This window comes from Pengzhenrongella frigida (genome assembly GCF_004168625.1).
GTDB lineage: Bacteria > Actinomycetota > Actinomycetes > Actinomycetales > Cellulomonadaceae > Pengzhenrongella > Pengzhenrongella frigida.
In genome coordinates this window covers 1-26,009 of record NZ_SDWW01000053.1, presented here as the reverse complement: position 1 = coordinate 26,009, position 26,009 = coordinate 1, and the positions used below count along the sequence as shown (strand labels likewise).

General features: G+C 67.7%; 26 protein-coding genes and 1 pseudogene. 4 read left to right on the top strand and 23 right to left on the bottom strand.

The features are described 5' to 3' along the window. Positions 1-73: 73 nt before the first annotated feature. The 3 genes from EUA98_RS17055 to EUA98_RS17045 form a co-directional block, all read right to left on the bottom strand. Positions 74-487: a CBS domain-containing protein gene (locus tag EUA98_RS17055; protein ID WP_130103899.1), complete on the bottom strand. Its 414-nt coding sequence runs from the start codon at positions 485-487 to the stop codon at positions 74-76. Positions 488-715: 228 nt separating this feature from the next. Further along, the gene (locus tag EUA98_RS17050; protein ID WP_130103898.1) at positions 716-1,129 is read right to left on the bottom strand and encodes a hypothetical protein; all 414 of its coding nucleotides are present in this window, start codon (positions 1,127-1,129) and stop codon (positions 716-718) included. A gap of 251 nt (positions 1,130-1,380) precedes the next feature. Next, a complete protein-coding gene (locus EUA98_RS17045) occupies positions 1,381-1,788 on the bottom strand; it encodes a DUF1801 domain-containing protein (protein WP_130103897.1) in 408 nt (135 codons plus the stop codon). Positions 1,789-2,006: 218 nt separating this feature from the next. Between EUA98_RS17045 and EUA98_RS17040 the strand changes: the two genes are divergently transcribed. After that, positions 2,007-3,011, top strand: a complete 1,005-nt coding sequence (locus EUA98_RS17040; RefSeq protein ID WP_130103896.1) for an SLAC1 family transporter — start codon at positions 2,007-2,009, stop codon at positions 3,009-3,011. A gap of 140 nt (positions 3,012-3,151) precedes the next feature. Here the strand turns inward: EUA98_RS17040 and EUA98_RS17035 are convergent, their stop codons facing one another. The 5 genes from EUA98_RS17035 to EUA98_RS17015 all read right to left on the bottom strand — a co-directional run bounded on the left by EUA98_RS17035 (position 3,152) and on the right by EUA98_RS17015 (position 8,196). Beyond that, positions 3,152-4,207 (bottom strand): FUSC family protein, encoded by a 1,056-nt coding sequence (locus tag EUA98_RS17035; protein ID WP_165372880.1) that lies wholly within the window; start codon positions 4,205-4,207, stop codon positions 3,152-3,154. Between the two features lie 64 nt (positions 4,208-4,271). Further along, a complete protein-coding gene (locus tag EUA98_RS17030) occupies positions 4,272-4,541 on the bottom strand; it encodes a GlsB/YeaQ/YmgE family stress response membrane protein (RefSeq protein WP_130103894.1) in 270 nt (89 codons plus the stop codon). 351 nt (positions 4,542-4,892) lie between these two features. Continuing rightward, a complete protein-coding gene (locus EUA98_RS17025; protein WP_130103893.1) occupies positions 4,893-6,056 on the bottom strand; it encodes an ABC transporter permease in 1,164 nt (387 codons plus the stop codon). Further along, positions 6,053-7,219, bottom strand: coding sequence for an ABC transporter permease (locus EUA98_RS17020; protein WP_242511645.1), 1,167 nt, complete (start codon positions 7,217-7,219; stop codon positions 6,053-6,055). Before EUA98_RS17020 ends, EUA98_RS17025 begins: the two co-directional genes overlap by 4 nt. A 2-nt stretch (positions 7,220-7,221) precedes the next feature. Then, entirely contained in the window at positions 7,222-8,196 is a 975-nt protein-coding gene (locus EUA98_RS17015) for an ABC transporter ATP-binding protein (RefSeq protein WP_242511644.1), read from the bottom strand. A 277-nt stretch (positions 8,197-8,473) separates the two neighbouring features. Between EUA98_RS17015 and EUA98_RS17010 the strand changes: the two genes are divergently transcribed. Beyond that, entirely contained in the window at positions 8,474-8,842 is a 369-nt protein-coding gene (locus tag EUA98_RS17010; RefSeq protein WP_130103891.1) for an ArsR/SmtB family transcription factor, read from the top strand. Next, a complete protein-coding gene (locus EUA98_RS17005) occupies positions 8,842-9,333 on the top strand; it encodes an SRPBCC family protein (protein ID WP_130103890.1) in 492 nt (163 codons plus the stop codon). Before EUA98_RS17010 ends, EUA98_RS17005 begins: the two co-directional genes overlap by 1 nt. A gap of 21 nt (positions 9,334-9,354) precedes the next feature. Here EUA98_RS17005 and EUA98_RS19885 read toward each other — a convergent pair whose 3' ends face one another. The 11 genes and pseudogenes from EUA98_RS19885 to EUA98_RS20580 all read right to left on the bottom strand — a co-directional run. After that, positions 9,355-9,510 carry a hypothetical protein gene (locus EUA98_RS19885; RefSeq protein WP_165372879.1) on the bottom strand — a complete coding sequence of 52 codons (156 nt, stop codon included), beginning with the start codon at positions 9,508-9,510 and terminating at the stop codon, positions 9,355-9,357. Between the two features lie 231 nt (positions 9,511-9,741). Next, complete coding sequence (locus tag EUA98_RS17000) at positions 9,742-10,944, bottom strand: class II aldolase/adducin family protein (protein ID WP_130103889.1); 1,203 nt, start codon at positions 10,942-10,944, stop codon at positions 9,742-9,744. Between the two features lie 73 nt (positions 10,945-11,017). After that, positions 11,018-11,905 (bottom strand): 3-hydroxy-5-phosphonooxypentane-2,4-dione thiolase, encoded by an 888-nt coding sequence (gene lsrF, locus EUA98_RS16995; RefSeq protein WP_130103888.1) that lies wholly within the window; start codon positions 11,903-11,905, stop codon positions 11,018-11,020. A 70-nt stretch (positions 11,906-11,975) separates the two neighbouring features. Then, positions 11,976-12,353, bottom strand: coding sequence for a cupin domain-containing protein (locus EUA98_RS16990; RefSeq protein ID WP_130103887.1), 378 nt, complete (start codon positions 12,351-12,353; stop codon positions 11,976-11,978). A gap of 17 nt (positions 12,354-12,370) precedes the next feature. Continuing rightward, a complete protein-coding gene (gene lsrK / locus EUA98_RS16985) occupies positions 12,371-13,930 on the bottom strand; it encodes an autoinducer-2 kinase (protein WP_130103886.1) in 1,560 nt (519 codons plus the stop codon). Continuing rightward, entirely contained in the window at positions 13,927-14,904 is a 978-nt protein-coding gene (locus EUA98_RS16980) for a sugar-binding transcriptional regulator (RefSeq protein WP_130103885.1), read from the bottom strand. Before EUA98_RS16980 ends, lsrK begins: the two co-directional genes overlap by 4 nt. A 66-nt stretch (positions 14,905-14,970) precedes the next feature. Beyond that, the gene (gene lsrB, locus EUA98_RS16975) at positions 14,971-16,032 is read right to left on the bottom strand and encodes an autoinducer 2 ABC transporter substrate-binding protein LsrB (protein WP_130103884.1); all 1,062 of its coding nucleotides are present in this window, start codon (positions 16,030-16,032) and stop codon (positions 14,971-14,973) included. A 53-nt stretch (positions 16,033-16,085) separates the two neighbouring features. Then, positions 16,086-17,162, bottom strand: coding sequence for an ABC transporter permease subunit (locus EUA98_RS16970; RefSeq protein ID WP_130103883.1), 1,077 nt, complete (start codon positions 17,160-17,162; stop codon positions 16,086-16,088). Beyond that, positions 17,159-18,142, bottom strand: coding sequence for an ABC transporter permease (locus tag EUA98_RS16965; protein WP_165372878.1), 984 nt, complete (start codon positions 18,140-18,142; stop codon positions 17,159-17,161). The genes EUA98_RS16970 and EUA98_RS16965 overlap by 4 nt, the downstream gene beginning before the upstream one ends. Before the next feature lie 74 nt (positions 18,143-18,216). Further along, positions 18,217-19,128 (bottom strand): ATP-binding cassette domain-containing protein, encoded by a 912-nt coding sequence (locus EUA98_RS20330; protein ID WP_242511640.1) that lies wholly within the window; start codon positions 19,126-19,128, stop codon positions 18,217-18,219. A 150-nt stretch (positions 19,129-19,278) separates the two neighbouring features. After that, positions 19,279-19,650, bottom strand: a pseudogene (locus tag EUA98_RS20580) (ATP-binding cassette domain-containing protein); the annotation flags it as partial. 763 nt (positions 19,651-20,413) lie between these two features. On the opposite strand from EUA98_RS20580, the gene EUA98_RS19880 reads away from it, so the two are divergent. Beyond that, entirely contained in the window at positions 20,414-21,091 is a 678-nt protein-coding gene (locus EUA98_RS19880) for a LamG domain-containing protein (protein ID WP_165372877.1), read from the top strand. Positions 21,092-21,439: 348 nt separating this feature from the next. On the opposite strand, the gene EUA98_RS19875 is transcribed toward EUA98_RS19880, so the two are convergent. The 4 genes from EUA98_RS19875 to EUA98_RS16935 all read right to left on the bottom strand — a co-directional run bounded on the left by EUA98_RS19875 (position 21,440) and on the right by EUA98_RS16935 (position 25,590). Next, the gene (locus EUA98_RS19875) at positions 21,440-21,595 is read right to left on the bottom strand and encodes a hypothetical protein (protein WP_165372876.1); all 156 of its coding nucleotides are present in this window, start codon (positions 21,593-21,595) and stop codon (positions 21,440-21,442) included. A 226-nt stretch (positions 21,596-21,821) separates the two neighbouring features. Next, positions 21,822-22,055 carry a lipopolysaccharide assembly protein LapA domain-containing protein gene (locus EUA98_RS20320; RefSeq protein WP_242511638.1) on the bottom strand — a complete coding sequence of 78 codons (234 nt, stop codon included), beginning with the start codon at positions 22,053-22,055 and terminating at the stop codon, positions 21,822-21,824. Between the two features lie 723 nt (positions 22,056-22,778). Beyond that, positions 22,779-23,129 (bottom strand): YkvA family protein, encoded by a 351-nt coding sequence (locus tag EUA98_RS16945; RefSeq protein ID WP_130103878.1) that lies wholly within the window; start codon positions 23,127-23,129, stop codon positions 22,779-22,781. 349 nt (positions 23,130-23,478) lie between these two features. Then, positions 23,479-25,590, bottom strand: a complete 2,112-nt coding sequence (locus EUA98_RS16935) for a putative bifunctional diguanylate cyclase/phosphodiesterase (protein WP_165372875.1) — start codon at positions 25,588-25,590, stop codon at positions 23,479-23,481. Positions 25,591-26,009 lie beyond the last annotated feature (419 nt).

Genomic DNA, 26,009 nt, shown 5'->3' with positions numbered 1-26,009 from the left:
CGCGAAAATCACACCGCGACGACGGCCACCGCGCCGTCACGACCGCGCGCCGGCACCCCGTGAAAGATCCGGGCTAGGACGAGATCGCCTCGAGCAGCTCGCCGACCTTCTCCTCCGGCACGTGCCGTGCCACATCGGCTTGGCTGACGATGCCGACCATGTCGTGCCCGTCGATCACTGGTAGGCGGCGCACCTGGTGCTGGGCCATCGTGTGCAGGACCTCGTCAACCGGGTCATCGGCTCCGATCGTGACGGGCTTGCCCTCGGCCAGTTCGCTGGCGAGGGTGGACGCCGGATCGCGGCCCTCCGCCACGCACTTGATCACGATGTCGCGGTCCGTGACCATGCCCTTGAGACGGTGGTCGTCACCGCAGATCGGCAACGATCCGACCCCGAGGTCACGCATCTTGCGCGCCGCATCGGCGAGAGTCTCGTGCTCGCCGACACACTCCACGCCACCGGTCATGATTTCTCGCGCAGTCGTCATGGGACGTCCTCCTGTTCTCCCGAGCGCGTTCGCGCCCCGATGGGCTGTCTGACCAGCGATCAGACCAGTCAAGTCTGGTCGACGCGGTCGCGCAGCGCGCGCCGACGGCAGGGCCGCGCTGCGTCATCGGCCGCATCGGGACTCCGCTCAGGACAGCGGCGACGACGAACGGTGCGACGCGTACACGACCGGCCGGCAAAGAAACGGGCCGGCCGGTCGTCTCGATATCTAGATGTCCGCGCCCGACTCCGGGTCCAGGTCGACGTCCGACTCCTCGTCGACGCGGTCGAACCTCGGCCGGTCGGGGTACCGATCGGCGTCGGTTCCGGGGCGGGCGTCCCCGCTCTCGACCGATTCCGGCTCGTTGACCCGGTCAAACCTCGGCTCGTCCGGGAACAGGTCCGCGTCCGTGCCGGGGCGGGCGTCGCCAATCCCCACCGATTCCGGCTCGTTGACCCGGTCAAACCTCGGCTCGTCCGGGAACAGGTCCGCATCCGTGCCGGGGTGGGCAGCCCCGGTCTCGACCGACTCGGGCTCATTCTCCCGGTCGAACCTCGGCCGGTCTGGATACAGGTCCGCGTCGCTACCTTCCCGCGCCCGGGGGACGTCGTCCTCTGTGGAATCGAAGCGGTGAACCTCCATGGCACGCTCCTTCGCGTTGGTGCTGATGGTCGACCTCGACGCTACGACAGCCGCGCTCGTTCGGCGCGCTGGCTCTGGCTCCGCAGCTCCCGGCCACGGCGGATGTCCTCGGCGTCCGGCCGCGTCCTTCTCGATCGCTGACGCCCACGCTCGATCTCGGCCAACGAGCCGTACCTGCGGTCGTGGCTGCCGAAGTCGGCCACGGAAACCGAACCCGGGCACCTGGGGTCGCCCGCGCACCGCGGTGGTCGTCAGCCGTGCAAAGCCCTCCAGGCGTCGCTGATGAGACGCTCGAGCACCTCGAGGTCGATGTCGTCGAGCCGCTTCACGTAGACGCACGCCATGCCGGTGGTGTGCGGACCGAGGTCCGCGAGCAGGGGGTTGACCGGCTCGTAGCCGTTGTGGATGCCGTAGATCGTCATGGCCGCCTTGCGCGGTGAGAAGCCGACGTCGAACCAGTCGTTGGTACCCAGGGTGTTCGTGTACGTCGATGAGCCGAATCCGACCATCGTCGGCCCCCACATCACCGCGGGCTGCTGGGTCACGCGCTCCATCAGGGCGCGGAGCACGTGACCTTCCGCTCGCCGGCGAGGGTGCTCCACGGCGTCGAGGAAGGCGGTGACGTCTTGGTCCGTGGGTCGGGTCTTCGGGGCGGCCATGCCCCGAAAGTAGCGCCGGGCCGGTACTTGTCAAGGCGAAGGCCGACAGCGGTGCAGCGCAGCCGGCGTCGCGCCGTATCCTCGTGCAGCCGACGACAGTGCGGCGAGCCGAGATCCTCACCGCGTTGACATCGCTGCTGTGCCAGCACGCTGAGCTCACACGATGATGCGAGACGTGCCCGGTGACACCGTGCGCGGCCCGTCGGGAAGAGACGCTGATGAGTTCTGTGCCGCGGTCGATCCGTCGCGCGACCCGGACCGGGCGTGCGCCGCTCACGAGTCTCGGCATCCCGTTCGGCCTGGCCGGCCTGGCGGGAACCTGGACGATGGCGGCGCGCGCGGGCTTGGTCACGAATGTGATCGCGGAGTTGCTGTGGACCGTCGCTGCCCTCGCCTGGGTCGTGGTCGTCGTGAACTACCTCGCGCGCTCCCGCAACCGTGGCGGCAGCATCGCCGCCGACCTTCGCGACCCGGTGCAGGGGGCGTTCGCCTCGCTCGCTCCGACGGCGGCGATGCTCGTCTGCACCCACTACGCCGCGTACCTTCCCCGTTCCGGTCGGATCGCCACCAGCGTGTTCATGGTGCTCGCGCTCGTGTTCGGGGCCTGGTTCCTCGCGCAGCTCGTCCAGCACCAGCGGAGCATCGATGCGGTGCACGCCGGCTACCTGCTGCCCACCGTCGCCGCGGCCTTCATCGTCGCGCAGGGCGCGGGCACGTTCGCCTGGGGCACCCTCGCCGTGGCGGCGATCGCCGTCGGCCTGCTCACCTGGCTGATCATCGGCACGGTCGTGCTGGCCAGGATGGCGTTCCGGCCAGCTCCACCCGCGGCCCTGCTGCCCACCTTCGCGATCTTCTCCGCTCCGCCGGCCGTGGCGGGCAACGCCTGGTTCGCGCACAACGGCGGTCAACCCGATCTCCTGGAGACGATGCTGCTCGGCACCTTCGTCGTGCTCATCCTCGTGCAGGTGATGATGCTGGGCACGTACGCGCGGCTGCCGTTCCATCTGGGCTTCTGGGCGTTCACCTTCACCGCTGCCTCGAGCGGGACCTATGCCGTGCACTGGCTGGCGCTGTGGCACAGCGCGGGCTACGAGCTCTGGGCCTGGCTCGCGGTGGTGATCGTCACGGTGCTGATCGGGGGCATCGCGGTGCGATCGGTCGAGGTGCTACTCCGAGCCCACGCAGCATCCCGCGCCACCACGCCTCGCAGGCCGCGCAGATGACAACGGTGGCCCGGATCCTGCGCGAATCCTCGGTCCTCTGACGATCACACGACGCTCTGGCGGGATGCCGGCGTAGAACCGCGGCCCGAACCCGCCGGCCACCAACGGGTTGCGCACCGGTGAAGAGTGAAGAACGAACGTCACGCGCGGAACTGGTCGTCCTCGTCGCCACGGTGGATGACGGTGAGGGACCGGCGAAGGGCGGTCACCACGGTGCCGGTCACCAGCAGGTCGGGGTGCGAGACGGCGTCGGGCGGGTGGGCCCGTAGCGTGGTGGCGAGGTGGTCGACGGCGTCGGTCGCCGTGGCGGTGAGGTCAACGTCGGACCTGCCCGCGGTCACCGCCCGCACCGCATTCGCCAGGGCGCGCAACGCCTGGGCTGCAGGGAGCCGGACCTGAGGAGCCGACCCCAGTGAGCCCCCGCCGCAGTCGTGGTCGTCGAGGAGCAGGCCGAGATCCTGAACGAGAAACCCGAGCTGTTCGAGGGCCTGCGCCTGGCGGTGCAGGCCTCGCAAGGTCTCGCGCTTGTTCCGCGCGCGCCGGTTCGCGTCGGCCGCCTCGCCGGACTCGCGCACGGCGGAGCGCATCTCCCCGAGCAGGTGGTCCAGGTGCCCCTGGCTCGATCGTTCGGTTCGCGACGTGGAGTCGGCGGGCGGGCAGTAGTAGTCGGCCAGCGCGTCGAGCTCACGAGCAAGGGTGTCGCGCAGGTCCGTGAGGGAACGCGCCGACCGCTGCAGCGGGAGTGCCGGCAGGATCAGGTTCACCCCGACGGCGAGAACTGCGCCCATCAGCGTCAGGCCCGCGTACGCGAGCACGTAGTCCTGCTGGTCGGAGCTGCCGACCACGAGCGTGAGCAACGCGGCTGTCGGGACCCATGCCCCCTGGGATCCCAGCCACCGCATGCCGGCGGCGAGGATTCCTACGGCGACCACCAGCGCGACTGTCAGGACACTGACACCGAGCACAGCCTCGGTCAGCAACGCGATGACCGCACCCAAGACAATGCCTGCCACGTTGCGACCGGCCTCCGTCATCGACCGGTGGACGGTCGGATGGATGGCGATGACCGCGCCCAACGGGGCGTAGTAGGCATACGTCGCAACGTCGTCCGGCAGCAGGCGCGCGGCCACGAACCACGCGGCCGCGGCCGCGAACGCACCCTTGAGTGCGAGCTGGACGCGAGCATGGCGAACCACGCGGTCCGCGCGGCGCACGACAAGCGCCCGGCGGCCGAGGCCGCCGGGCGCTTGCAGCACAAGATCAGCGACGACGGCCCCCGAGCATACGAGCGGCCAGCGTCACGCCAATGACCGCAAGAACAACCTGGAACAGGATCTCGACCCAATCGATCCCGGCGGTATCCGCCGAGGAAACCGCACTTGCGAGGGCCGTGCCCAGCAACGCCGCAACGATTCCCACGAGGATCGTGACGAGAATCGAGATGTTCTGCTTGCCGGGCGCAAACAGGCGCCCAAGCAGTCCGATGATTGCGCCGATGACAATGGCGGTAATGAATCCTGAAACCGTCATGTGAGTCCCTCTCGCGAGAAAACGAGGGCCGGGCTCGGCCATCGAGCGAACGAAACTACACGAAGCAAGTATCGCTTGCGAATTTGTTGATCGCGCGTAGGTGCGTTATGAGTCCGACCACGAGACGACAATCTGCTCGCCGGACCACACGCTGGTCTCGCGCTTTAGCGGCGGAGTGACATAAAGTCATGGTGACCCATTGAAAAGAGCCTCTGAACTGGGCGAACGTCAATTGTTCGCGGCCACATCAGATCAGTTCGAGCTGACCCATTCTGGCGACGAGGACAGCGGGCTCTACCCTCGTCTGACCGTCGTGAGATCTCGGGCCTGCGTGGCCGCACCGGCGGCCGGTCAGAGGGCTCGAGACATGCTCCGCCGCAGGCTCCAGGTGCCCAGCGCGAGCAGCACCGCGGCCATCGCGACGAGGACGCCGAGGGCGGGAAGGATGTCGACGAGCGTCCCGTCGTGGCGCTGGATCTGTGCGAACGCGTCGTAGGCCCAGGCGTGGGGCGTGACATGGGCGATGGTGCGCAGGGTGTCCGGGAACAGCTCGAGCGGCAGCATGCACCCGCCCAGCGCCCCGAGGACGAGGCCGAGTCCGATGCCGATTCCGGACGCCGCGCCGTCGTTGTCCAGGAGCGAGCCGATCAGCATCGCGGCGCCCGCGGCGACCGCGCTGAAGGTGGCGAGCACGAGGAGCGAGAGCCAGATGTTGCCCCAGCTCACCCGGAACAAGATCGCGGTGGCCAGCATGATGTAGGCGCCCTGGAAGAGCGCGATCGTGAAGCGTCCGAACGCGTGACCGGCGAGGGCCTGCCCGGTGGAGACCGGTGACCCGAGGGTGCGGGACATGACGCCCAGACGGCGGGTCTGGATCAGGGTCGTCGCGCCGGCGAGCGAGGTGAGGAACACGAACAGCAGCAGCTCCGCGGCCGCCCCGAGGTCGAACTGCCCGAGCCCGGCGAACTCCTGCGTGATGCTGTCGACGTCGACCACCGTGAGCTCGGGCGGCGTGCTGGCCGCCGCGGCGTCGGCCAGCGCCGCCCGCGCCTGGGTGTCGCCGATGCCCGCCCCGACCAGGGCCGCGACCTGACCTCGCTCGACCGAGAGGCCCGCGACGGCGGTCCGGACCCGTTGCAGCGTCGCCTGCGTGCCCTGCTGGGTGCCGGGGACCACCTCGAGGTCGACCGGGTCGCCGGCGTCGTACGCGGTGGCCGCGGCTGGTGAGATGAACAGCCCGACGTCGGTGCGCCCGCGGGCCACCTGCTGGCGCACGGCCTCGGCGCCGGCGCGGGTGACGGTGACGTCGTCGTCCTCGAGGGAGGCCGTGATCGCGTTGTTCAGCGCGCTGTCGGTCCCGCTGATCGCCACCCGACCGTTCCCACCGCCGCCGCCGAACTGCGTTCCGATCACCAGGACGAGGAGCAGCGGGAAGAGGAAGACGAAGAAGATGTTCGACCTGTCGCGCAAGAAGCGTCGCAGCTCGACGGCGGCGATCGCGCGCGCGGCCCTCACAGGTCCCGCCCCCGATCCGGTACCAGCCGGGAGGCCGCGAGGCCGACGACAGCGAAGGTGAGCATGATCGCCACCGGTACGCCGATGTCGCCCAGCCCGCCACCGCCCGAGGTGATTCCCAGGCCGCGGGTGAAGGCGGCGATCGGGTTGAGGCCGAGCACGGTGTCGAGCGCGCCCGTGGCGGTGAGCGGGAAGAACGCGCCACCGGAGATGGCGAGCACGAGCGCCAGGATCGTCTGGAGCGCGCTCGCCTGCTCTGCGGTGCGCGCCGCCCGGGCGATGATGAACATCAGCGACGTCGCAGCGGCCACCGCGCACACGATGAGCACCGCCACGGCCACCGGCGAGCCGAACGAGACGCCGAAGAAGATCGAACCGGCAGTCAGCAGCACCCCGGTCGCGACGAACCCGAGGATGAAGCTAACGAGGCCCTTCGCCGTCACGATCAGTCCCGGTCGCATCGGCATCGAGCGCAGACGCGCCAACGTCCCCTGTTCGCGCTCGGCGATCAGGCCGAGGACCCCGAAGCCGACCGTGAACAGCAGGAACAGGCCGGCCTGGCCCGCGACGAGGGCGCCGGCGATGCTCAGCTGCTCGTTGGCGGCCTCGCCCTCGGTCAGGTTGAGGCCCGCCGCCTGGGTGGCCGCCTGCTGGGCGAGCGCCCCGAGATCCTCGGCCGGCACTCCGCTCTGGGCGCCCGCGGCGGCGGTGACCGCGCCCGCGGAGAGCTGGGCGAGCACCCCCTGCATGACAGTCAGCAGGATGTCGGACTCGAGCCCCGACCCGTCGCCCTCGGTCACCGCGACCACGGTCTCCTCGCCCTGGCGCACCGCGTCGCCGAAGCCCTCGGGGATGACGACGCCGAGCTCGGCCGTGCCGGACCTGGCCCGGTCCCGCGCCTCGTCGGCGGAGACCTCGTCGACCGTGACGTCGACCCCGTCGACCTGGGTCAGCGAGGCGATCAGGATCGGGGCGAGGGTGTCGTCGGCCGGGGCGGACACCGCGACGGTCACCGGGTCCAGAGACTGGTCGGCCGCCCCGCCGAGGGTGAGGTTGAAGACGAACATCAGGGCCAGCGGGACGACCAGCGCGAAGATGATGACCGACCGGTCGCGGACCCGCTGGCGCAGGTCGGACGCGGTCATGGTCCAGAGCTGTCGCATCGTCAGTCCCGCAGGGCCTTGCCGGTGAGGTGCAAGAAGACCGACTCGAGGTCCGGCCGGGTGATCTCGACCTCGCTCAGCGTCATTCCCGCGCCCGTCGCCGTGGTGACGATGCCGGCGACCGCCGTGGGCGCGTCGCGCACCGTCAGGGTGAGCGTGTGCCCGTCGGCGGCGACCTGCTCGACGGCGGGCAGGGCGCGCAGCGCCGCCTGGGTCGCCGCGCTCTGGCCCGCGCCGGCCAACCGAATGTGGTCCACGCCGCCGGTTAGCGTGATCAGCTCGCTCCGGGTGCCCTCCGCCTGGATGCGCCCAGAGTCGATGATCGCGATGCGGTCGCAGAGGCGCTCGGCCTCCTCCATGTAGTGCGTCGTGTAGAGCACCGCCATGCCACCGACGGAGAGCGCCTCGACAGACTCGAGGATCGCGTTGCGGGACTGCGGGTCGACGCCGACCGTCGGCTCGTCGAGGATCAGCAGGGTGGGCTCGTGGAGCAGCCCGATGGCGATGTTGAGGCGGCGCTTCATCCCGCCCGAGTACTCCTTCGTCGGGTCCTTGGCCCGGTCAGTCAGCGCGATGATCTCGAGGACCTCGTCGATGCGCCGGGACAACGGCTGGCCCCGCAGCCCTTGCAGGCGACCGAAGAACATGAGGTTCTCCCGGGCCGTGAGCTCGGGGTAGATCGCCAGGTCCTGCGGCACCAGGCCGATGTGCCGCTTGACGTGCACCTCGCCCGGGCCCATCGGCTCACCGGCGACGGTCACCGACCCGGAGTCCGCGGGGATGAGACCGGCGGCCATCGAGATCGTGGTGGTCTTCCCGGCGCCGTTCGGGCCGAGCAGCCCGAAGGTCTCGCCCGGGTCGATATGGAAGGAGACCCCGTCGACGGCGGTCAGGTCCCCGTAGCGACGGACCAGGTCGCGGGCGACGAGCACGTGCCCGCCGCCCAGATCGTCCTGGCGTGAGTGGTTCGCTGCCACGTTCGGGTGCCCAGTCTGTCGTCGCCCGGTCTGTCGTCGCTCAGTTTGTCGTCGCTCATCCGTCGACGACGCGCGACGCAACCAGTCTGGCATCGGGCGCGGAGCGTGTCAGGTCGTGCGCCGGATCACGCCATACGCACCCGCCCGCTCCTGCCTTGACGGCCGCGGCCGCACCGCCGCCGACAAACTCAGATCGCACGCGAGTCTTGACAGCTCGAAACCGACCGATCTAGCCTTAATCAATTGAACGGTTGATCAAGGAGTTGGTTGTCGAGCGATGGAGAGCGAGAACACCGAGGGGCTCGACCGGGCGTTCATGGCCCTGGCGGATCCCGTCCGGCGGCGGATGATCGCCCGGCTCAGTCGGGGTCCGGCGTCGGTCAACGAGCTCGCCGAGCCGTTCGAGATCAGCAAGCAGGCGATCTCGAAGCACATTCAGGTCCTCGAGCACGCTGGCCTCGTCACGCGCACGCGGGACGCCCAGCGTCGGCCCGTGCACTTGGATCCCCGCACGCTCGAGTCACTCACCGCCTGGATCGACCGGTACCGCCTGCTGCACGAGCAGCAGTACCGGACCCTGGACGCCGTCCTCGGTTCGATCAGCACCGACCAGCCCAGCACCACCCGTCCCAGGAAGGACGACTGATGACCACCAACGCTGTCACCATCACGGCGCCCGAGGGCCTGCCGTTCATCGACATGACGCGGGAGTTCGACGCCCCCGTCGAGGCCGTGTACCGCGCCCACACCGAACCCGACCTGCTCACGTTGTGGCTCGGCCCGCGCGGGTACGACATGACCATCGAACGCTTCGAGATGAAGGCGGGGGGCCGCTACCGCTACCTGCACACAGACCCGGAGGGCGTGTCGTACACGTTCAACGGCGTCGTGCACGTCGCCCGACCAAACGAGCTCATCATCCAGACGTTCGAGTTCGAGGGCTTCCCCGACATAGTCAGCCTCGAGACGATGCGCCTCGAGGACCTCGGTGAGGGTCGCACCCTGCTGTCCGCCCACAGCGTCTACCCGAGCGTCGAGGCCCGGGACGGGATGGCCGCAAGCGGCATGGAGCAGGGCGTGACGGAGGGCTACGAGAAGCTCGACGAGGTCCTCGCGAACCTGTCCGTCAGCCACTGACCGAACCGTGTGCGCCCAGGCTCAGCCCGGCGCCGACTGCAGGTCGGGCACCCGGTCCGTGAGCTCCCCGATGAACCCGGGGAGCTCACGGTCGATGTGCGCGTAGGCGCGATGCTGGCTCGGCTGCGCGACGTCGAGATCGAAGACGATCGCTGCGGGGCAGGTCGAGCACGTCACGGAGAGCGGGTGAGCGGAACGGTCTCGGGTCCGGGAGGTGTCGACGTAGATCCCGACGGGGATCACCCGCCCTGATCAAGTCTCCGCGCCCCGCACTACCCACTGACCAGCACGTCCGCCCTGCGCGCACAGTGCGACGCTGGCCTCGACGTGCGGGCACCAGCGAGCCGACCAGCTCGACCCGCGAAGGCGGCCTCCGAAAGATGGGGGGATTCCTACGGGAGTGCGCACTCACGCGCGATGGAGTTTGGCCTGCTCAAGGTCCCAATACTCGATGTCGAACGACTGGCCCTCTGTGATCGCCAGGTAGGTGCTGAGCGCTTCGGCCGCTGCGATGACGCGGATCGTGTGGCGATAGATGTCCTGGACGATTCGGGCGTCCTTGTCGGTTCGACCCAGGCTGACGATCCCCAGCACGGGGTCGAGGATGACACGGGGCGCCGGATCGAGCATCGTCAGCGGAGTTGCCGAGCGGCTCTGGTTGCGCAGGAAGTACTCCGCATACGCCTGCGCGTAGCCGTCGACGTCTGCGCCGACCTGCGGCACACGCTTCGTGCGGATCACGTGTTCGAGGGTCGAGGGGCCACGCTGGGTGATGTCGGTGACATCCGCGCGGCGCACGAACGCCGCGATCGTCGGGGAGACCAGCGCACACGCGATCAGCGGCGTGCCGGCGAGCTCGCTCCCTCGCACGGCCAGGGATCTGAGCCCGACGGGCGCGTCCTTCCAGCTGAGCTCTGCCTCTTCCGGGTCATCGACGAACTCGATGCCCGTCCGCTGGAGGATGAACCGTTCGGCACGCTCGATCAGGTCGATCTGGCGCTCGTAGGCCTGCTGCGCCGTGTCACCGAAGGTGAAGAGCCCGTGATGCGCCAGCACGATCCCCCGCACCTCGCGCCCCTCGAGCTTGGCCCACTCGTTCTGGACGAGCTTTGCCAGCTCGAACCCGGGCATGCAGTACGGGAGCAGCAGGACGTCCTCCCCGAACACCTCGGCAACGAGCGCGTGCGCGTCGGTGTTGTCCGTGAGCGTCACGATCGGATCGGCGTGGGAGTGGAGCACTGAGCGGAAGGGGAGGAGATTGTGCAGGAGCGTCTCGATGGAGGGAGTGGCCGACACCGGGTCGAGAAGTGCCGCGCGCAGACCCGACACGAGGTCGGCATCCGTCATCGTGTCCCGTGCGAGAAGGGTGTCGAGTGCGGCGCGATCGAGCCCGGAGAATCCCTCGGGGCCTATCGTGCGCATGTCGAAGCCGGAGGCCTTCACGTAGATCGCCTGCCCGATCTTGACGGAGCTGTTGCCTCCACCATGAAGCACGAGGTAGGAGTCTGAGCCCAGCAATCGAGACGCCCGCGCACACTCGATGAGATCTTGGCTCAGCCCCTCCCCTACCGGGACGGCATCGGGATCAGTCGAGCTCCATCTGGTGCGCATGGCGCATCCTTTCAATCCGAGTGGCCGCCCGCACCGGTAGGTGCTCTGGGGCGGGCGGCGTGCGCCGAAGTCGTCAGTCCTCCGCGTCACCCGACAGGTCGCGATACTGCTCGAGCGCTTCGACGGGTTTGAGGTCGCCGTGCACCACGCTGCGGACAGCCTGGATCATCGCCACCGGGGCCTGCCGCTGGAAGATGTTGCGCCCCATGTCAACGCCGGACGCCCCCTGGGAGATTGCGTTGAATGCCATGGTCAGAGCGTCGAGCACGGGGAGCTTCTTGCCGCCGGCCATGATGATGGGGACGGGGCACGCGGCGGTGACGGTCTCGAAGTCCTTCTCGCAGAAGTAGGTCTTCACGACCTGAGCGCCGAGCTCGGCGATCATCCGGGTCGCGAGACGAAGGTAGCGAGCGTCGCGCGCAAGGTTCGTGCCGACGGCAGTCACGCCGACGACGGGTATCCCCATCCGCAGTCCGCCGTCAACGAGCTGGGTCAGGTTGTGCACCGACTGGGTCTCGTGCTCGCCGCCGACGAAGACCTGGACGGCTACCGCTGCGGCGTCAATTCGCACGGCATCTTCAATGTTCATGGCGATTCGCTCGTTGGAGAGGTCTTTCAGGATCGACGGTCCGCCCGAGGCGCGGACGACGAGCGGGTTGCCGGCAGATGCCGGGATGACTGAGCGAATGATGCCTCGGGTAGCCATGAGTGCGTCTGCGTAGGGCGCGAGGGGAACGATGTTCAGGTCAACCCGCTCGAGCCCGCTCGTCGGGCCCTGGAAGTAGCCATGGTCGAACGCGAGCATGACCGTCCGGCCGTCAGTGACGTCGAAGATCCGGCCCAGGCGGTGTCTCATCCCGAAATCAAGGCCTGAGGCACCCTTGACGTGAAATCCCGAGGCGATCTGGGGGGTCTGCAGGTGGTACTGGTTGGCATCGATGTTGCCGTCGAGGTCGGCCATGGTGGTCCTTCCGTGCGTCGGGTTCCCTGTCTGAGCAGGGCCGGGGTGGGGGGGTGGGGGCACGCCGCCTTCAGGAGGCGAGCTCCGGGAGCGGATCGCCCGGGACCCACGGCACCTGAACGCCGTCCAGCGGGTCGTACGGCGCTTTGATGAAGATCGCCCGGAAGACCGCGTCGGACTCGTTGACGAAGTAGTGCTGATCGCCCGGGTCCATCTGGCAGACGTCGCCAACGGTGACGCTGAAGCGCTCTCGTCCGTTGAGCCAGAGGGTCGCCGAGCCCTCGATGACGACGAATGTCTCTTCGATCGCTCGGTGATAGTGATTCGACGCATCGTCGCCGGGGCGCAGCCGCACGACACCAAGATCCGTTCGCGGGCCACGGAGCAGGTATCCGGGTCCGAACTCGCCAAACCGAAACTCGGTCTCGCCTAGCCGACGACGTTCCATCGCGTTCGCTCCTCCTTCTAGGATCCGGGCGCTTGCCACATGGGGGTGGTGACACCCGCACGCATGAGCTCGCGCTGAGCCGCGTATGCGACCGACCAGCGCACTCTCACGGGTTCGTACTGCTCGTGCCGGGCTGCGTCGGGCTCGACGTCGCGTGCCCATCGGACCCAGGCCCTCCCCGCTTCGGCCGGCGTCGCATAGGCCCCCGTGGCGGCGGCCGCGCAGGCGGCCGTGCCCTGCGCCGTGGCTTCGGTGACCACCGGTACCCGGACCGGGCGTCCGAGAACGTCCGCGACGATCTGTGTCCAGACGGCGGAGTTGGCCGCTCCGCCGGCGAAGACGACGGGAGCATCGTCGGCGACCGGGGTGAAAGCACTGACCAGGGCCAGGTTGGAGTGCGCGACGATTGCCGCGTTCTCGAGCAACGAACGGAACATCGCTGCCCTGAGACGCGGACCGCCGTCGAGGGACAGGTTCAAGAAGGACGGCGCCGCGTGGGTCCAGTGCCGGTAGTTCATGACGTCCGAGAAGATCGGGATCACGCCGTCCGATCCGATAGGGACCTGCGCAGCGGCTTCGGTGAGCACATCGAGCGGGTTGCGGGCTGCTGCACGTGCGGCGGCCACCTCGGGGCCGGCGAAGGTGTCGCGGAACCAGCGCACCGCGGTGCCCGGGTGGAAGGCGATCGCCTCCGCTTGCCACAGGCCAGAGACCGCCGCCGCATTGACCCGCACGGCGAGGTCGGGGTGCGTGAGGGGACGGCCCATGTTGACGTTGAGCTGCCAGAACGTGCCGCCGGTCAGCAGCACCTGCCCGGGCTCGGTCTGGCCGAGGCCGAGTGCCGCGAGCTGGGCGTCACCACCGCCGACGGCGATGGTGGTCCCCTCCGCCAGGCCGGTCGCTTCCGCTGCGACGGCGGACAGCCGGCCGACCGCCGACCCCGGCTCGACGACCTCGGGCAGAAGGTCGGGCCGCAATCCGCACAGGGTCGCAAGTTCGGGGTCCGCGGACCGACTCGCAAGGGACAGCATCCCGGAGGTGGACCCGTTCGAGGGTTCCATGAACCGGCCGCCGCCGAGCCGGAAGAGCACCCACTCGCTGAGCATGAGCACGGTGTGAGCGCGCTCGTAAAGCTCGGGTCGGTGCCGGGCGAGCCACACCAGGCGTGGTTGCGTCGCGAGGGCGAATGTCTGACCGCTTCGGCGGTAGACCTTCTCGACGAGTCCCGGCTGGCTCGCCAGGTAGGCGACCTCGGCGTCGGCCCGGGAGTCGACGTTCGCGCAGGCCCAGATCTCTCGACCTCCGGCGTCGAGGACCACGATCCCTTCACGCATGGCGCTTGCGCTGACGGCCGTCACCGACCTCCCTGGGATCCCCGCGATCGCAAGGGCTTCGCGGACGCACTCGACGATGAGTGACCAGTTGCGATCGGTCGCAAAGCTCATCGATCCCGGGACACCTGGCTCGGGGTCGTGCTCCCACTGTCGCGAGGCGGCCGCGGTGAGCGCTCCCTCGAGCGTGAAGAGCGCCGCGCGGACGGAACCGGTGCCTGCGTCGATCGCGAGGACGTGGCTCATGGTGCGTCTTCCGCGAGGAGCGCGCGTGCGACTTCTTCGGTGGTCACCAGCACGTCCAGGAATCCGCCGCGAAGGGCGCCGCTGATTGCCGCGCGCTTGCTCATTCCGCCGGCGACCCCGACGACATTGGGGATGGCCATCAGGTCGTCCATCTCGATGCCGATCCGGCGACGGTGGATGGGGAGATCGACGAGCTGACCCTGGGCGTCGTAGAACAGGCCGAGCACGTCGCCGACAGCACCCGCGTCGGCGTAGCGCGCGAGCTCGTCTTGGGTTGCGTTCCCTACCTGTGCGAGTGTCGCTTGACCGGTCATGGATCCGATCCCGACGATCGCGTGGTTCGCCCTCCGTGCCATCTTGAGCACGTCCTGGACCTCGCTCTCGGCGCGCAGTGCGGTCGCGAGTGCCTCCGAGGAGGCGAGGATGGGGGTCGGGAGGACGGCGTCGAGGAGGCCAGAACCGCGATCGTCGCGCGCCCGGCGCAGAGTGTTGATGTAGGCGCCGACGCCGCCGGTCAAGGTGACGGTGCTGACGTCAGCAATCGCGTCGGATGACAACGAGTCCATCGTCTGGCGAACGGTGTCTCCCCACCCCATCCCGAGGATGTCCCCGGGCTTGAGATGGCTCTGCAGGTACTGGGCCCCGCCCCGTCCCAGTCGGGCGTTCACGATGGCCTGGTTCTGGAGGTCGGTCTCGTCGGACGGCGGGACCAGCGCCTCCTTGAGCCCGAACTTCTCTTTGAGCTGACGGCCGACCTGGAACGATTCGTAGTAGTCCGAGTTGATCGTGAACCGAACGATGCCGCTGTCCCGGCACCTTCCGAGCAGCCGACCCGCGGATGCGCGCGAGATAGAGAGCCGCTTGGCAATCTCGTCCTGTGTGAGCTCGTCGACGTAGTAGTACCAGGCGACTCGAAGCAGCTGCTCCTCTGCGGCCCAGTCAGCGTCGCCGCGGACCCTCGATTGGCGTTCCATTTCTCTCCTCCCCGAAGCGGTAGGGCTGCGGGTGGGCGGGGCGAGAGCCCCACCCACCCGTGGTGCCTAGAAGTCGAAGTCGTTGATGTTGTCCTTGGTGAACACCACCCGCTCGGGCATGAGGATGATCCCGTTGCCGTCTGCCTCGTAGTCGTAGCCCTGCACCGAGTTCGGGGAGACCTCGAGGGTGCCCAGGCCGTCGACGTCGAAGGAGTCCCCGACGTTGAGCTTCTTGCCATCGAGCAGCTGCTTGGTCACCGCCACCGCGAGCTCGCCCTGCTTCGTGACGTCCCAGAGCCCAAAGCGCTTAATCGTGCCGCTCTCGATGTAGGGACGCATGACGTTCGGTGTCGAGAAGCCGACAACGTTGAGGTCCGTACGGCTCAGACTCTCGAGAGCCTGAGCGGTACCCGGGAGCGCGTTGGCGTCCGGTGCGAAGATGACCTTCAGATCGGGGTTCGCGTTGATCAGAGCCTCGGCCTGCTGCACCGCCAGCTCCGTCTGGTTCTCGGAGAAGACGGTATCGACGACCGTCCACGACGTCTCGTCGGCAATGATCTGCTTGGCCTTCTCCGCCCACTGGTTCTGGTCGGTCACGGTCGGGCTCGCGTAGTGGAAGGCGACCTCGACCTTGTCGGTCTTGGCGATGTCCACCTCTGCCATCTCCACGAGCATGGCCCCGAGCTGGTCCGCCGTCCCCTGGCTGATGTAATAGGTGCGGCACTCCGGGTTGACGTCGGAATCCCACGTCAGCACGAGGATGTCCTGCGCCATGGCCTTCTTGAACACCTGGCAGAGCCCGTCCGGTGAGACCGAGGACACGATGATCGCTTCAGCGCCCTGCTGGATCTCTGTGTTGATGAGCTCGACCTGCTTGGCCACGGAGGCCTCAGGTGAGCCGACGTAGGTCACATCGAGGCCGTACTTCTCGCCGGCAGCCTCGGCACCGGCGCCACCGCTCTCGAAGAAGCCGACGCCGGTCAGCTTCGGGATGAAGGCCACTCGGGGTGCGTCGGCAGCGTCTGCGCTTCCCTCGGCATCCGTGGTGGCCGTGCTGTCCGAGCACCCGGCCGTGAATGCCAGGGCGGCAATCGCGACGCTTGCGAACAAGGCGGAGGTGATCTTCATTGAACTAACTCCTCGTGTCTGTGCGTCCCCGCCGTGGCGGAGCGATGGGTGGACTAGCGGGTTCTCGTGCTCTGCAGAACATCGACCTCTGGCCCCTGCAGACTGCTTCCGGTGATCGGTGTTCGGGGCTTCCGTCGGCGTGCTCGCTGGTTCTTCAGCGTTTCGGCGGTGTGCGACGTCCACCAGCGCAGGCTGGCGACGAGGACGAGGGCGGTGCCGTTGGCCACGGCGACCTCCGACTCGGACATTCCTGCGAATCGCAGACCCTGCTGGAGGAAGCCGATGACGAAGGTCGCGATGATGACGCCGACGATCGTGCCTTCGCCACCGAACATGCTCACGCCCCCGATGACGACGAGCGTGAGCACCGGCATCAGCATGTTGGCGCCGATGTCAGCACGAGCCGACGCCAGGTAGGACGTGAGCAGCACGCCCGCGATCCCGGCGCCCAGCGCGGAGAGCAGGTAGGCGCAGATGGTGATCCGCGTGACCGCGAACCCGCTGTAGGCGGCGGCTTTGGGGTTCGCGCCGATCAGCCGGGCCTGGCGGCCGAAGGTCGTTCCGTGGAGGACCACCGCGAAGATGGCGGCCACGACGACGAAGATCAGGACCATGTTCGGGATTCCGACGGTCTCGCCGTTTCCGACGGCGACGAAACTGTCCGGCAGGCCGGAGATGCCCTCGAACGAGGAGACGTTGGCGAGGCCGGAGATCCCGACCGCCAGCCCGGCGAACAGAAACTGGGTACCGAGCGTGATGACCATCGGGTTCGCACCCGTGGCGACGATCGCGAGGCCGTTCGCGAGGCCCGCGAGGAGGGCGGCGAGCAGGCCCAAGCACGCTGCGAGCCAGATGTTCACGCCGTTCGCGAACGTCACGCCCGTGACGATGGCCGACAAGCTGACGATCGAGCCGATCGAGATGTCGATTCCGCCAGTCATCATCACGATGGCCAGCGGCAGGGCGATGATGCCGAGGTAGAGGAAGTCCGAGGTCGACGAGATCAGCCGACCTGCGTCGAGGAACCGAGGGTTGAGCGCCCCGAAGACCACCACCTCCACCATCAGGATGACGACGAGCGCACCTTCCCAGCGAGCAGCTCCGCGGAGGACTGCCTTGGCGACGTTCATGCCACACCTCCGGCGATCCGCTTCTCGGACGGAAGCGCAGCAGGCGCCGGGCGGTCACCCGGTGGGGGTTCCGGCGGCCCGCCGAGCTCGCGCTTGTAGCGTGCAGAGAGGCGACGCTTCTCCAGCCCTGCACGTACCCGCGCATCAGCGAAGAGAGCGAGCAGCAGGATGGCGCCGATCACGGTGTCTGCCCAGAACCCCGGTATCCCGATGAAGCTGAGCGAGCTGGTCGCGGTCGTGATGAACACCGCACCGAACGTCGCTCCGAGGATGGTGCCGACACCACCCGAGAGGGCCACTCCCCCGATCACGGCGGCGGCGATCGCTCGCATCTCGATTCCCATGCCGGCCTGGTTCGAGACGGAGCCGATCTGTGCAAGGAAGACGAGTGCTGCCAGCGCTGCGAGGGCGCCCGAGGCGGAGAAGGCGATGATCACCATGCCGTTCGTGCGGACGCCGATCAGGCGCGCGCCCGCAGCGTTGTCGCCCGTGGCGTAGAGGTGTCGACCCGCCCGCGTCCGGGACATCAGCAGCATCAGGCCGATGAGGAGGGCCGAGGCGCCCCAGACGATCACCGGCATGCCGAGCAGCTTGGTCACGGCGATCTTCTTGAACTCCGCGGGGATGTTCTCCACGGAATGGCCGCTCGTGAGGATGAACGAGATTCCTCGGTAGGCGCCCAGCGTGCCGAGCGTCATCACGATCGACGGGACGCGCCCGTAGGTCACCCCGATCCCGTTGACCGCCCCGAGTCCCGCGCCGGCCAGGATGACGACCGGGACGACCACGGCGATCGAGACGCCATCGCGAAGCATGCTGCCACCGACGATCCCGGTCAGGGCCATCGTTGAGCCGACGGAGACATCGATGTTCCGCGTGATGATCACCAGCGCGGCCCCGGCAGCCAGGAGCGCCAAGATCACGGTCGAGTTCGCGATCCGGGTCAGGTTCTCGTACTCCACGAATCGTGGTTGAGCCACCCCGACCCCGACGATAAAGATCAAAGCTCCCGCGATGGTGACAACCTCGCGAGCCTTCAGAAATCCAGGAACAGTCATGCCGAGACCTCGCTGTTCAGCGCGCCGAACGCAGCATTTCGCACGGACTCGAGCGTGATGGCCTGACCAGCGAGCTCGTCGCTGATGACTCCGTCGCGCATGATCAGCACGCGACTGCTCAGCTGAACGACCTCCTCGAAGTCGGAGGAGATCAACAGCACGGCCAGACCGGCGTCAGCGAGCTTCGCCACCAGGCGATAGAGGTCACCTCGCGCGGCGACATCCACCCCGCGTGACGGCTCGTCAAGCATGATCACCGTGGGCTTGGGGGCGAGGGCTTTCGCCAGCGAGACCTTCTGCTGATTGCCGCCGGAGAGATTGGCGACGTGTCGGTTGCGGTCACCGGGCTGCAGCGCGAGGTCGGTCGCCATCTGGTCGGTCAGGCGGCGGTCGGCCGCGCCGTCGATGAATCCCGCTTTCGCCACGGACGACATCACCGTGGAGGAGATGTTGTCGACGATGGTGCCGAGCAGGAACACCCCGTGCTCGTGGCGGTCCTCGGGAACGTAGGAGAGCCCCTTCGCGAGACTCCGTCGCGGTGAGCGGCGCTCGTAGTCCTCGCCCCGAAGCCGCACGGTGCCGATACCGGGGCGCAGGCCGTAGATCGTCTCCGCGAGCTCGGTCCGACCGGAACCGACGACGCCGGCAACTCCGAGGACCTCCCCCGGGTAGAGGTCGAGGCAGACGTCACGGAACCCGTTCCCGGTGAGGCCGTCGATGGTCAGGGCCGGCAACGTGCCCGGCTGCCGGACCGCTGCCGCTCGTTGGGGGACGTCCCGAAGCACCGAATCGGGAACCATGGCCATGACCAGCGCCGAGATCGAGGTGTTCGCCGTCGTCTCTGCCAGGACCGTCGCACCGTCGCGCAGCACCGTCACCCGGTCACAGAGGGCGAATATCTCGGGCATGCGGTGGGACACGTAGAAGATCCCGACCCCACCATGAGCCAGGGTCCTCAGCTGATCGAACAGCTGATCCGCTTCGCGAGCGGTCAGCGCCGAGGTCGGCTCGTCGACGACGAGGAGCCGAGCGCCTCGGAGGATGCCCCGAACGATCTCGACGAGCTGCTGGTCGGAGATCGACAGGTCAGATGCCCGTGCATCGAGGTCGATCGCGTGGCACAGAGATTCCACCACCGCGCGAATCTCGCGCCGGGAGGGAGGGCGCCGACCCAAAGACAGCTGGATGTTCTCCAGCACGGAGAGGTTGGGAAAGAGCTCAGGCTCCTGCGGCACCAGATAGACGCCATTCGCATGCGCAGAACGCGGAGTGAGGTGTTGGACCTCGCGTCCACCGATCACGATCTGACCGGCGTCGGGCGTCACCATGCCGGTGACGATCTTCATGAGAGTGGACTTGCCGGCTCCATTGCCGCCGACTATCGCGTGAATCTCGCCCGGCAGGAGATCGATGCTGACACCCTTAAGCACGGCCACCCCGCCGTAGGACTTCCAGATGTCAGTCAGGACCGCGACTGGTCCGGGTGAGTCACCCGAACTCTCGGTTTGCGCCACGTTGCGCCCCTCTCAACGTCATCGTGAGCGGATGCTCAGTTACTGAGCAGATGCTTGACGATAGATCGCTAGGCCGGGTTTGGCAAGGGCTGCCAGTCGTACCGCCGATCGGGCGTTCGCCGGGCGAATCCGCGCCCGAACTAGAGCCCATGACCTCGATCGCGGTTGAATGCGCGACGAGCCGACGTTCGTGCCTGCGCCGAGGAGCGGCATACAGACTGCCTCGAGCAGCGCCACATCATTGGTCAAGGCGTGCTGCCCGTGTCGCCCTCGAGCAGAAGGTGCCGCACCGAGGTTCACGACAAGCACAGGAGTGGTCCAGACCTACCAGCGAGCCCTGATCCTCGTTCCGGCGAGGACGGTCACGAGTCGGCGGACGTTGGAGATCCCTCCCCCGGTTGTCGACGGGCTGAATGCCCAACGGGCCCGCCAGAACACCAGTGCAGGCGGTGACAGGCAACCCGGCACCGGGTCAGGTTTCCTGAGGGCCCGCTGTGAGATGCGGATCGGGCCGTCTGGTGGAAGCCTCGAGTCACATGGCGATGAGGCGGTGCAACCGCATCCATCTGGGCGGCCAACCCTGTCTCACGCCTCACCGGAGTGGGCGATCGGGCTCCGGGCACGCAGTCGGCCACCACCACATTCGAGAACACACCCCCGTCCAACGAAGGGCGAAGCCATGTCTGCGCGAAAGCAAGCAGTCCTCCGCAACCCAGCGATCCTTCTCATCGCTCTCCTCGGCCTGATCGGCCTCGCCACGTCGGCCCAGGCCGTCCCGCGAACCGTCCTCAATCTGCCGCTGAACGAGACGTCCGGAAGGACGGCCGTCGACATCAGCGGCGGCGGAAACAACGGCACCTTCGGCTCCGGCATCACGGTGGGGCAGCCCGGCCCGTCCTACAAGTTCACGACCGGGCACGTCACGGTGAAGTCCAAGAGCGGCCTGAACCCCGGCACCGGCGCCTTCTCCTTCAGCCTGGACTTCGCCTGGAACACGACCGCGACCCGTCCGACAGCAGCGAAAGACTATGACCTCATGCGCAAAGGCCTGTCCTCGACTTCGGGCGGTTCGTTCAAAATGGAACTGATTCCCGCGCCCACGTGCTTCTTCAAAGGCGCGAACGCGAGCGAACGAGCCGTAACGAGCCCCGTCAGCGTGCTGGACGGCCACTTCCACAGCATCACCTGTCGGCGCGCCGCGGGCATGATTTCTGTCGCCGTCGACGGCAACGTCACCAGCCGACAGGTGTCGCTCGGCTCGATAAGCAATACCAGCTCGCTCACCATCGGCGCCAAGAACGATGGGGACGATCAAACCAAGGGATTTCTCCGGAACGTAAAGATCATTGTCGGCTGACCCGCTCGCCGACAAAATTTGAACCTGCGACCCCCTGCAAGGATCGATCCCATGTTGTATGGGTCCGCCCCTGGCCGAGCATGTCCGCAATAGGCCGATGACCTGGGCTTTTGCTTTGGCGGGCGAGCCGACGCGGCCTGAAAGAGACCGGTCGGGACCGAGGGTTTTTGCCCCGTAAATGCCCCGTGAACAATCCGCTCGGAGGTTGACCCGAAGATCGGTCCGAGCCATCGCAGACCGCCACGCGAAACTGAACTCTCGTGCGTGATCCTACCGATCGGATGGTGTCGGCACGAGTCCGCGTAGGCGGCCCGAGACCCAGCCAGTGTCTGTGTGGGGTCAGTCCTACTACACCGTCCAGGCGCCAGGGATCGCCCCGGGTTCGTCGTCCTCGCCGTCGGGTGCGCGCAGCTCGTCGGGCGCGCTGTCCGCATCGTCGATGCCGAGCTCCACGACCCGCGCCCACGCACGCTCCTGGTCCCCGGCAGCCAACCCCTCCAGCACGGGTCGCCCACCACGCGCACGCCCTCGACCGTGATCCGCTCGTCGTCCCGCCCCGGCCCGACCATGTGCCCCTGCACCAAGACGACACCGGGATGGGCTACAGCCGCGCTCAGAGCGGTGACGGCTCCTTCGATCCGCCGGCCCGACTGCGTCGGTGGGGAGATTGCGTTGACGGCGCTGACACTCTCGGTTTGATACCCAGCGGCGTGTGACCCAGGCGCGCCAGTCAGGGCTTCCTCTCACGCTGGGCTTTCACACGCCTGGCTCGCTGGCCTTTCACGCGCAGCTGCGTGAGTCGAACGACTCCGACGATCGCGACAACAGCAGCACCCGCAACAGCCGCGATCAGCAGCGCTGTTCCGAGCGGGACGGATCCGGTGAGGCCGAAGTACTGCACCTCGACGACGGCTTGGTTCTGCAGGATCAACACGATGAGCAGCACCAGCAGAACGAGCGCCACCGCGGTCGCAAACCACGCGGCGGCCGCGCGAGTAGTTGCGGGTCGACTCGGTGGGGTGTCCGTGTCAGCCGGACTTGGTGACGGCGGGATCGACGGACCACTCGGTCGGGATTGCGACTGCGACTGGTCTGAAGTCATGGACTTCCTCCGACCCCTGGACTGGGTGAGTCCTTCAACGGTACTGCTCAAGCTTCAAAGAGGCATCAATGCGCACCGCAGGTGCAGGGGCGACCGGCCCGACGCGACATCCAGCGCGATCCGACCACCCGACCGCACAGATCTTCGGGTGGGTGTGATCTTGCGCGGTGATCGGTGATGGATCCACGCGGCCGACACGATGACGGAAATGGATGCCTTCGACGGCGAAACGGGCTCCCAGGACCTATCCGGTTCTGCACACTCCCTTCCCGCCTTTGCCCCCGCCAAAGTACGAAAGGGAGGGGGTAAACCCGCGCCGCCGTGGCGCGGGCAAACAGGCAGGTCACGCCAGGAGGTGCTCCCTCGGATGGACTGTGCGGCCCAGCTCGCATACCGCGAACTGCGCCTCCGATGCCGGGCGCGCTGCGAGGAACGCGTTCGCATCGCCAGGGCACCGGACTGCGCGCGTTCCCGCCGATAGTCACGGATGTCGGGCCCGGATGCGGAGACGCCGCACGACAGCATCGCTCAAGTGGCGCTGATGGCGTGCGTCGTCAGTCGCCGAGTCGTGGGCCGGACGACTGGTCAGAGAGGAGCTTTCCGCTGAGGCTCCATCACCCGATGGGACCTCCGCCGGCCTTTGACGCCCGCACCTTCGAGTCGCCTCTTGACCGTCACGAGCTTGTAGACGAAGACCGCGACGGCGGTGGCTACGCCAGCATCGTCGAAGAGGCCGATCGGTCCAAGCATCACCTCAGGCAACACGTCGACCGGGCTCGCCAGATAGACCAACGCCCCGATCATCGCGATCAGCCCGCGCGGCGGGACGCGGTAGCGCCACATGACGAACCCGACGACGGCAATCCCGAACAGCGAGAGGACGCCGAGCAGCACGAGCACCACGGTCACCAGATCGGACGTGTCCACGGCGTCCACTGTGCCTCATATGTCGAGAACGGCTCAGCACCCGTGGGCGAACCCACCCCAACGATCCCCCAGACGGCCAAACGCCCCACGGGTGGAACTCGTCGTGCGTGATTCTGTGCGTTGTGGTGACTTGCCGTGCGCTGCACGGTGTCGTCCATCGCCTTCCTGTCGGGCGCCGCCGTGATCGTGGTCGGGCTGGAACGCCGCCAGCGACTTCGGCGACTATCGGGACCTGCCCGCGATGCCCCCAAAGGTCGCCAGCACGACGGCGACCCTCGCCCGCAACGCCGCGCATCTGGCCCCGACCTCTCAACGACAGAGCAGCCCCGGCCTAACGGAAACCGCGAGTGGGGTTGGCTTACGTTCGTACGCTGGCCAGATTTTCCCGGAGGAACTCGGTCCACTCCTCGATGGGGAGAGCCCGGGAGTAGAGGAAGCCTTGGGCACCCGCACAACCGATCGCGTCGAGGACCTGCCCCTGGTCGGGGGTTTCGATGCCCTCGGCGGTCACCGAGATGCCCAGCCGGGCGGCGAGCGCGACGATGCCGGCGACGAGGTGGCGGTCGTTGATGTCGGTGGTGATGTGGGTGACGAAGCTCCGGTCGACCTTTAACACGTCGATCGGGTAGCTGCGAAGGTAGGTCAGCGATCCGTACCCGGTCCCGAAGTCGTCGATCGCGAGTTCGATGCCACGTGCGCTGATTCCGTCCAGGTTCACCTTCACGGTGGAGCTGGGGCTCAGAATTGTCGCTTCGGTAATCTCCACGCACAGCAGCCGTGGGTCGAGCCCGCTCACGGACAGAGCATCGTCGAGGGTGGTGAGCAGGTCGGGTTGGCCCAGTTCCAGGGGGGAAAGGTTGACTCGTAGGAGCACCCGATTGCGCGGTTCGTTCCTTGCCCATTGGGCGGCGTCGGCGCAGGCCTGGCCCAGGGCCCAGGCACCGATGTCAAGGATCAGGCCGCTGTCTTCGGCGACATCGATGAACTGGGCCGCTTCGCGCAGTTCACCGTCGGGGTGGTGCCAGCGCAGCAGTGCTTCGGCTGCCCGGACGGTTCCGTCGTGAAGATCGATCTCGGGCTGATACCAGACGGCGAGTTCGTCGCGCTCAAGGGCGTGGCGGAGGTCGCCTTCCAGGTGCAGCCGGTTGTTCACGGTTTGGCGCAGGTCGTCGTTGAACTGGGCGATCCGGCTCCGGCCGGCGACTTTGGCCGCGTACATGGCCGTATCGGCCTCCCGGATCAGGTCGACCGCCCCATGGCCGGGATCCACACCCGGGACGGACTCGGAAATGCCCACCGATGCGGTCGCGTACAGCTCGGTGCCGTTCGTCGTGATGGGTTCGCGGGACTCGACCACGAGCCGCTCGGCGAGCCGGAGCGCGTCGGCGGGGTCGTCCAGGCCGCGCAGTAGTACGACGAACTCGTCGCCGCCGAGCCGGGCCACGAGGTCTACCGAGCGAACCGCGGCCGAGATCCGGCGCGCCACCGTGCGGAGCAGCTCGTCCCCGACCCCGTGCCCCAGGGAATCATTGATGTTCTTGAAGTGGTCGAGGTCCACCATCAGCAGGGCCGTGGTGCGACCGGACCATTGTCCGGCGGCGAGAGCACGGGTGGTCTCCTCCAGCAGCATCGTTCGATTCGCGAGACCGGTCAGCGGATCGTGGCTCGCCGCGAAGGACAGCTTCGCCTCGGCGGCCTTTCGGTCGGTGATGTCGACCATGGCGCCGACCACACCCGCCAGGGAGCCGTCGGGGTCAACCTTCGCGCGGATCCGGCACGCCATCCACTGGTAGGTGCCGTCATGGCGGCGGAACCGGAACTCCATGCTCGCCGCGCCCCCGAGCGCGTCGGCAGCGACTTTCCGCACTCGGGCGACGTCGTCGGGGTGGATGAACTCCTCGACCTTGCGGCCGACCAGGTCCGTTGCCTGCCATCCCAGCACATCGACGACCGCGACGGACACCCACTCATACGTCCAGCCGGGACCCAGCAGCATGACCACGTCGGAGGCGTTCTCCGCCAGGAGCTGGTATTGCTGACTGGTCCGGGCTAGGGCTACCTCCGCCTGCCGCTGTCCGGTGATGTCACGCACCGAGATCAGGACCCCGTCACCGAACCGGAGCGCGGTGCGCCAAAAGGACCCCTGCCGGCCGTTCTCCAGGAACGGCGACGCCTCGTACGACGCCGGCGCCCCCGAGGCGATCACCTGCACGTAGACGTCAAAGATCCCCAGCTCGCGGACAGACGGAAAAAGCTCGGCAAACCCCCGACCCAGGACCTCCTCGCCCCGCATGCCGTAAAGCTGCGCCGCAGCCTCGTTCATGTACATGTATCGCAGATCCAAGACCGTGCCGTCCGCATCGCGAACCGCTCTCAAAATCAACACCGCGTCCGGCAACACGCTCAACGCGGCCGCCAGCTCGTCCGCGCCCAGCGCGGGGTCCGGAACCCGCGGATCTGCGGCGTTCACGTCATGGCTCCCTCCATTGCAAGCAGTCACGTCTAGAAGATCACTCCGAAAGTCCTACGTCTATCCGCGGGATGTCCGAGGGTTGAGCGGATGCGCTGCGCTCACCCCCGACCAGGCCAACCTCCACGGTGGGACCGGCCACCTGCTCGCCGAGGTACCTCGCGCGCGTCGGTCAGGCCGTGCGACCCTGGTTGACGTGCTCTGGGTCCAGCAGCCAGCCGACCGCCTGGACGGGTGATTGGGTATAGACAACCCCCGTCACGTCTCTCAGGGGGACCAAGTGTGACGGGGGCCGCCCTACGGGTCAGGATGAGTTGAGGCCGGTGGTTCACAGCAAGTCCACCAGCGTGGGGCGTGAACCAGGAGTTCATCAGCATGAGTTCGTCTTTGATCGCGGTACGCGACGATGGTCGTATGAG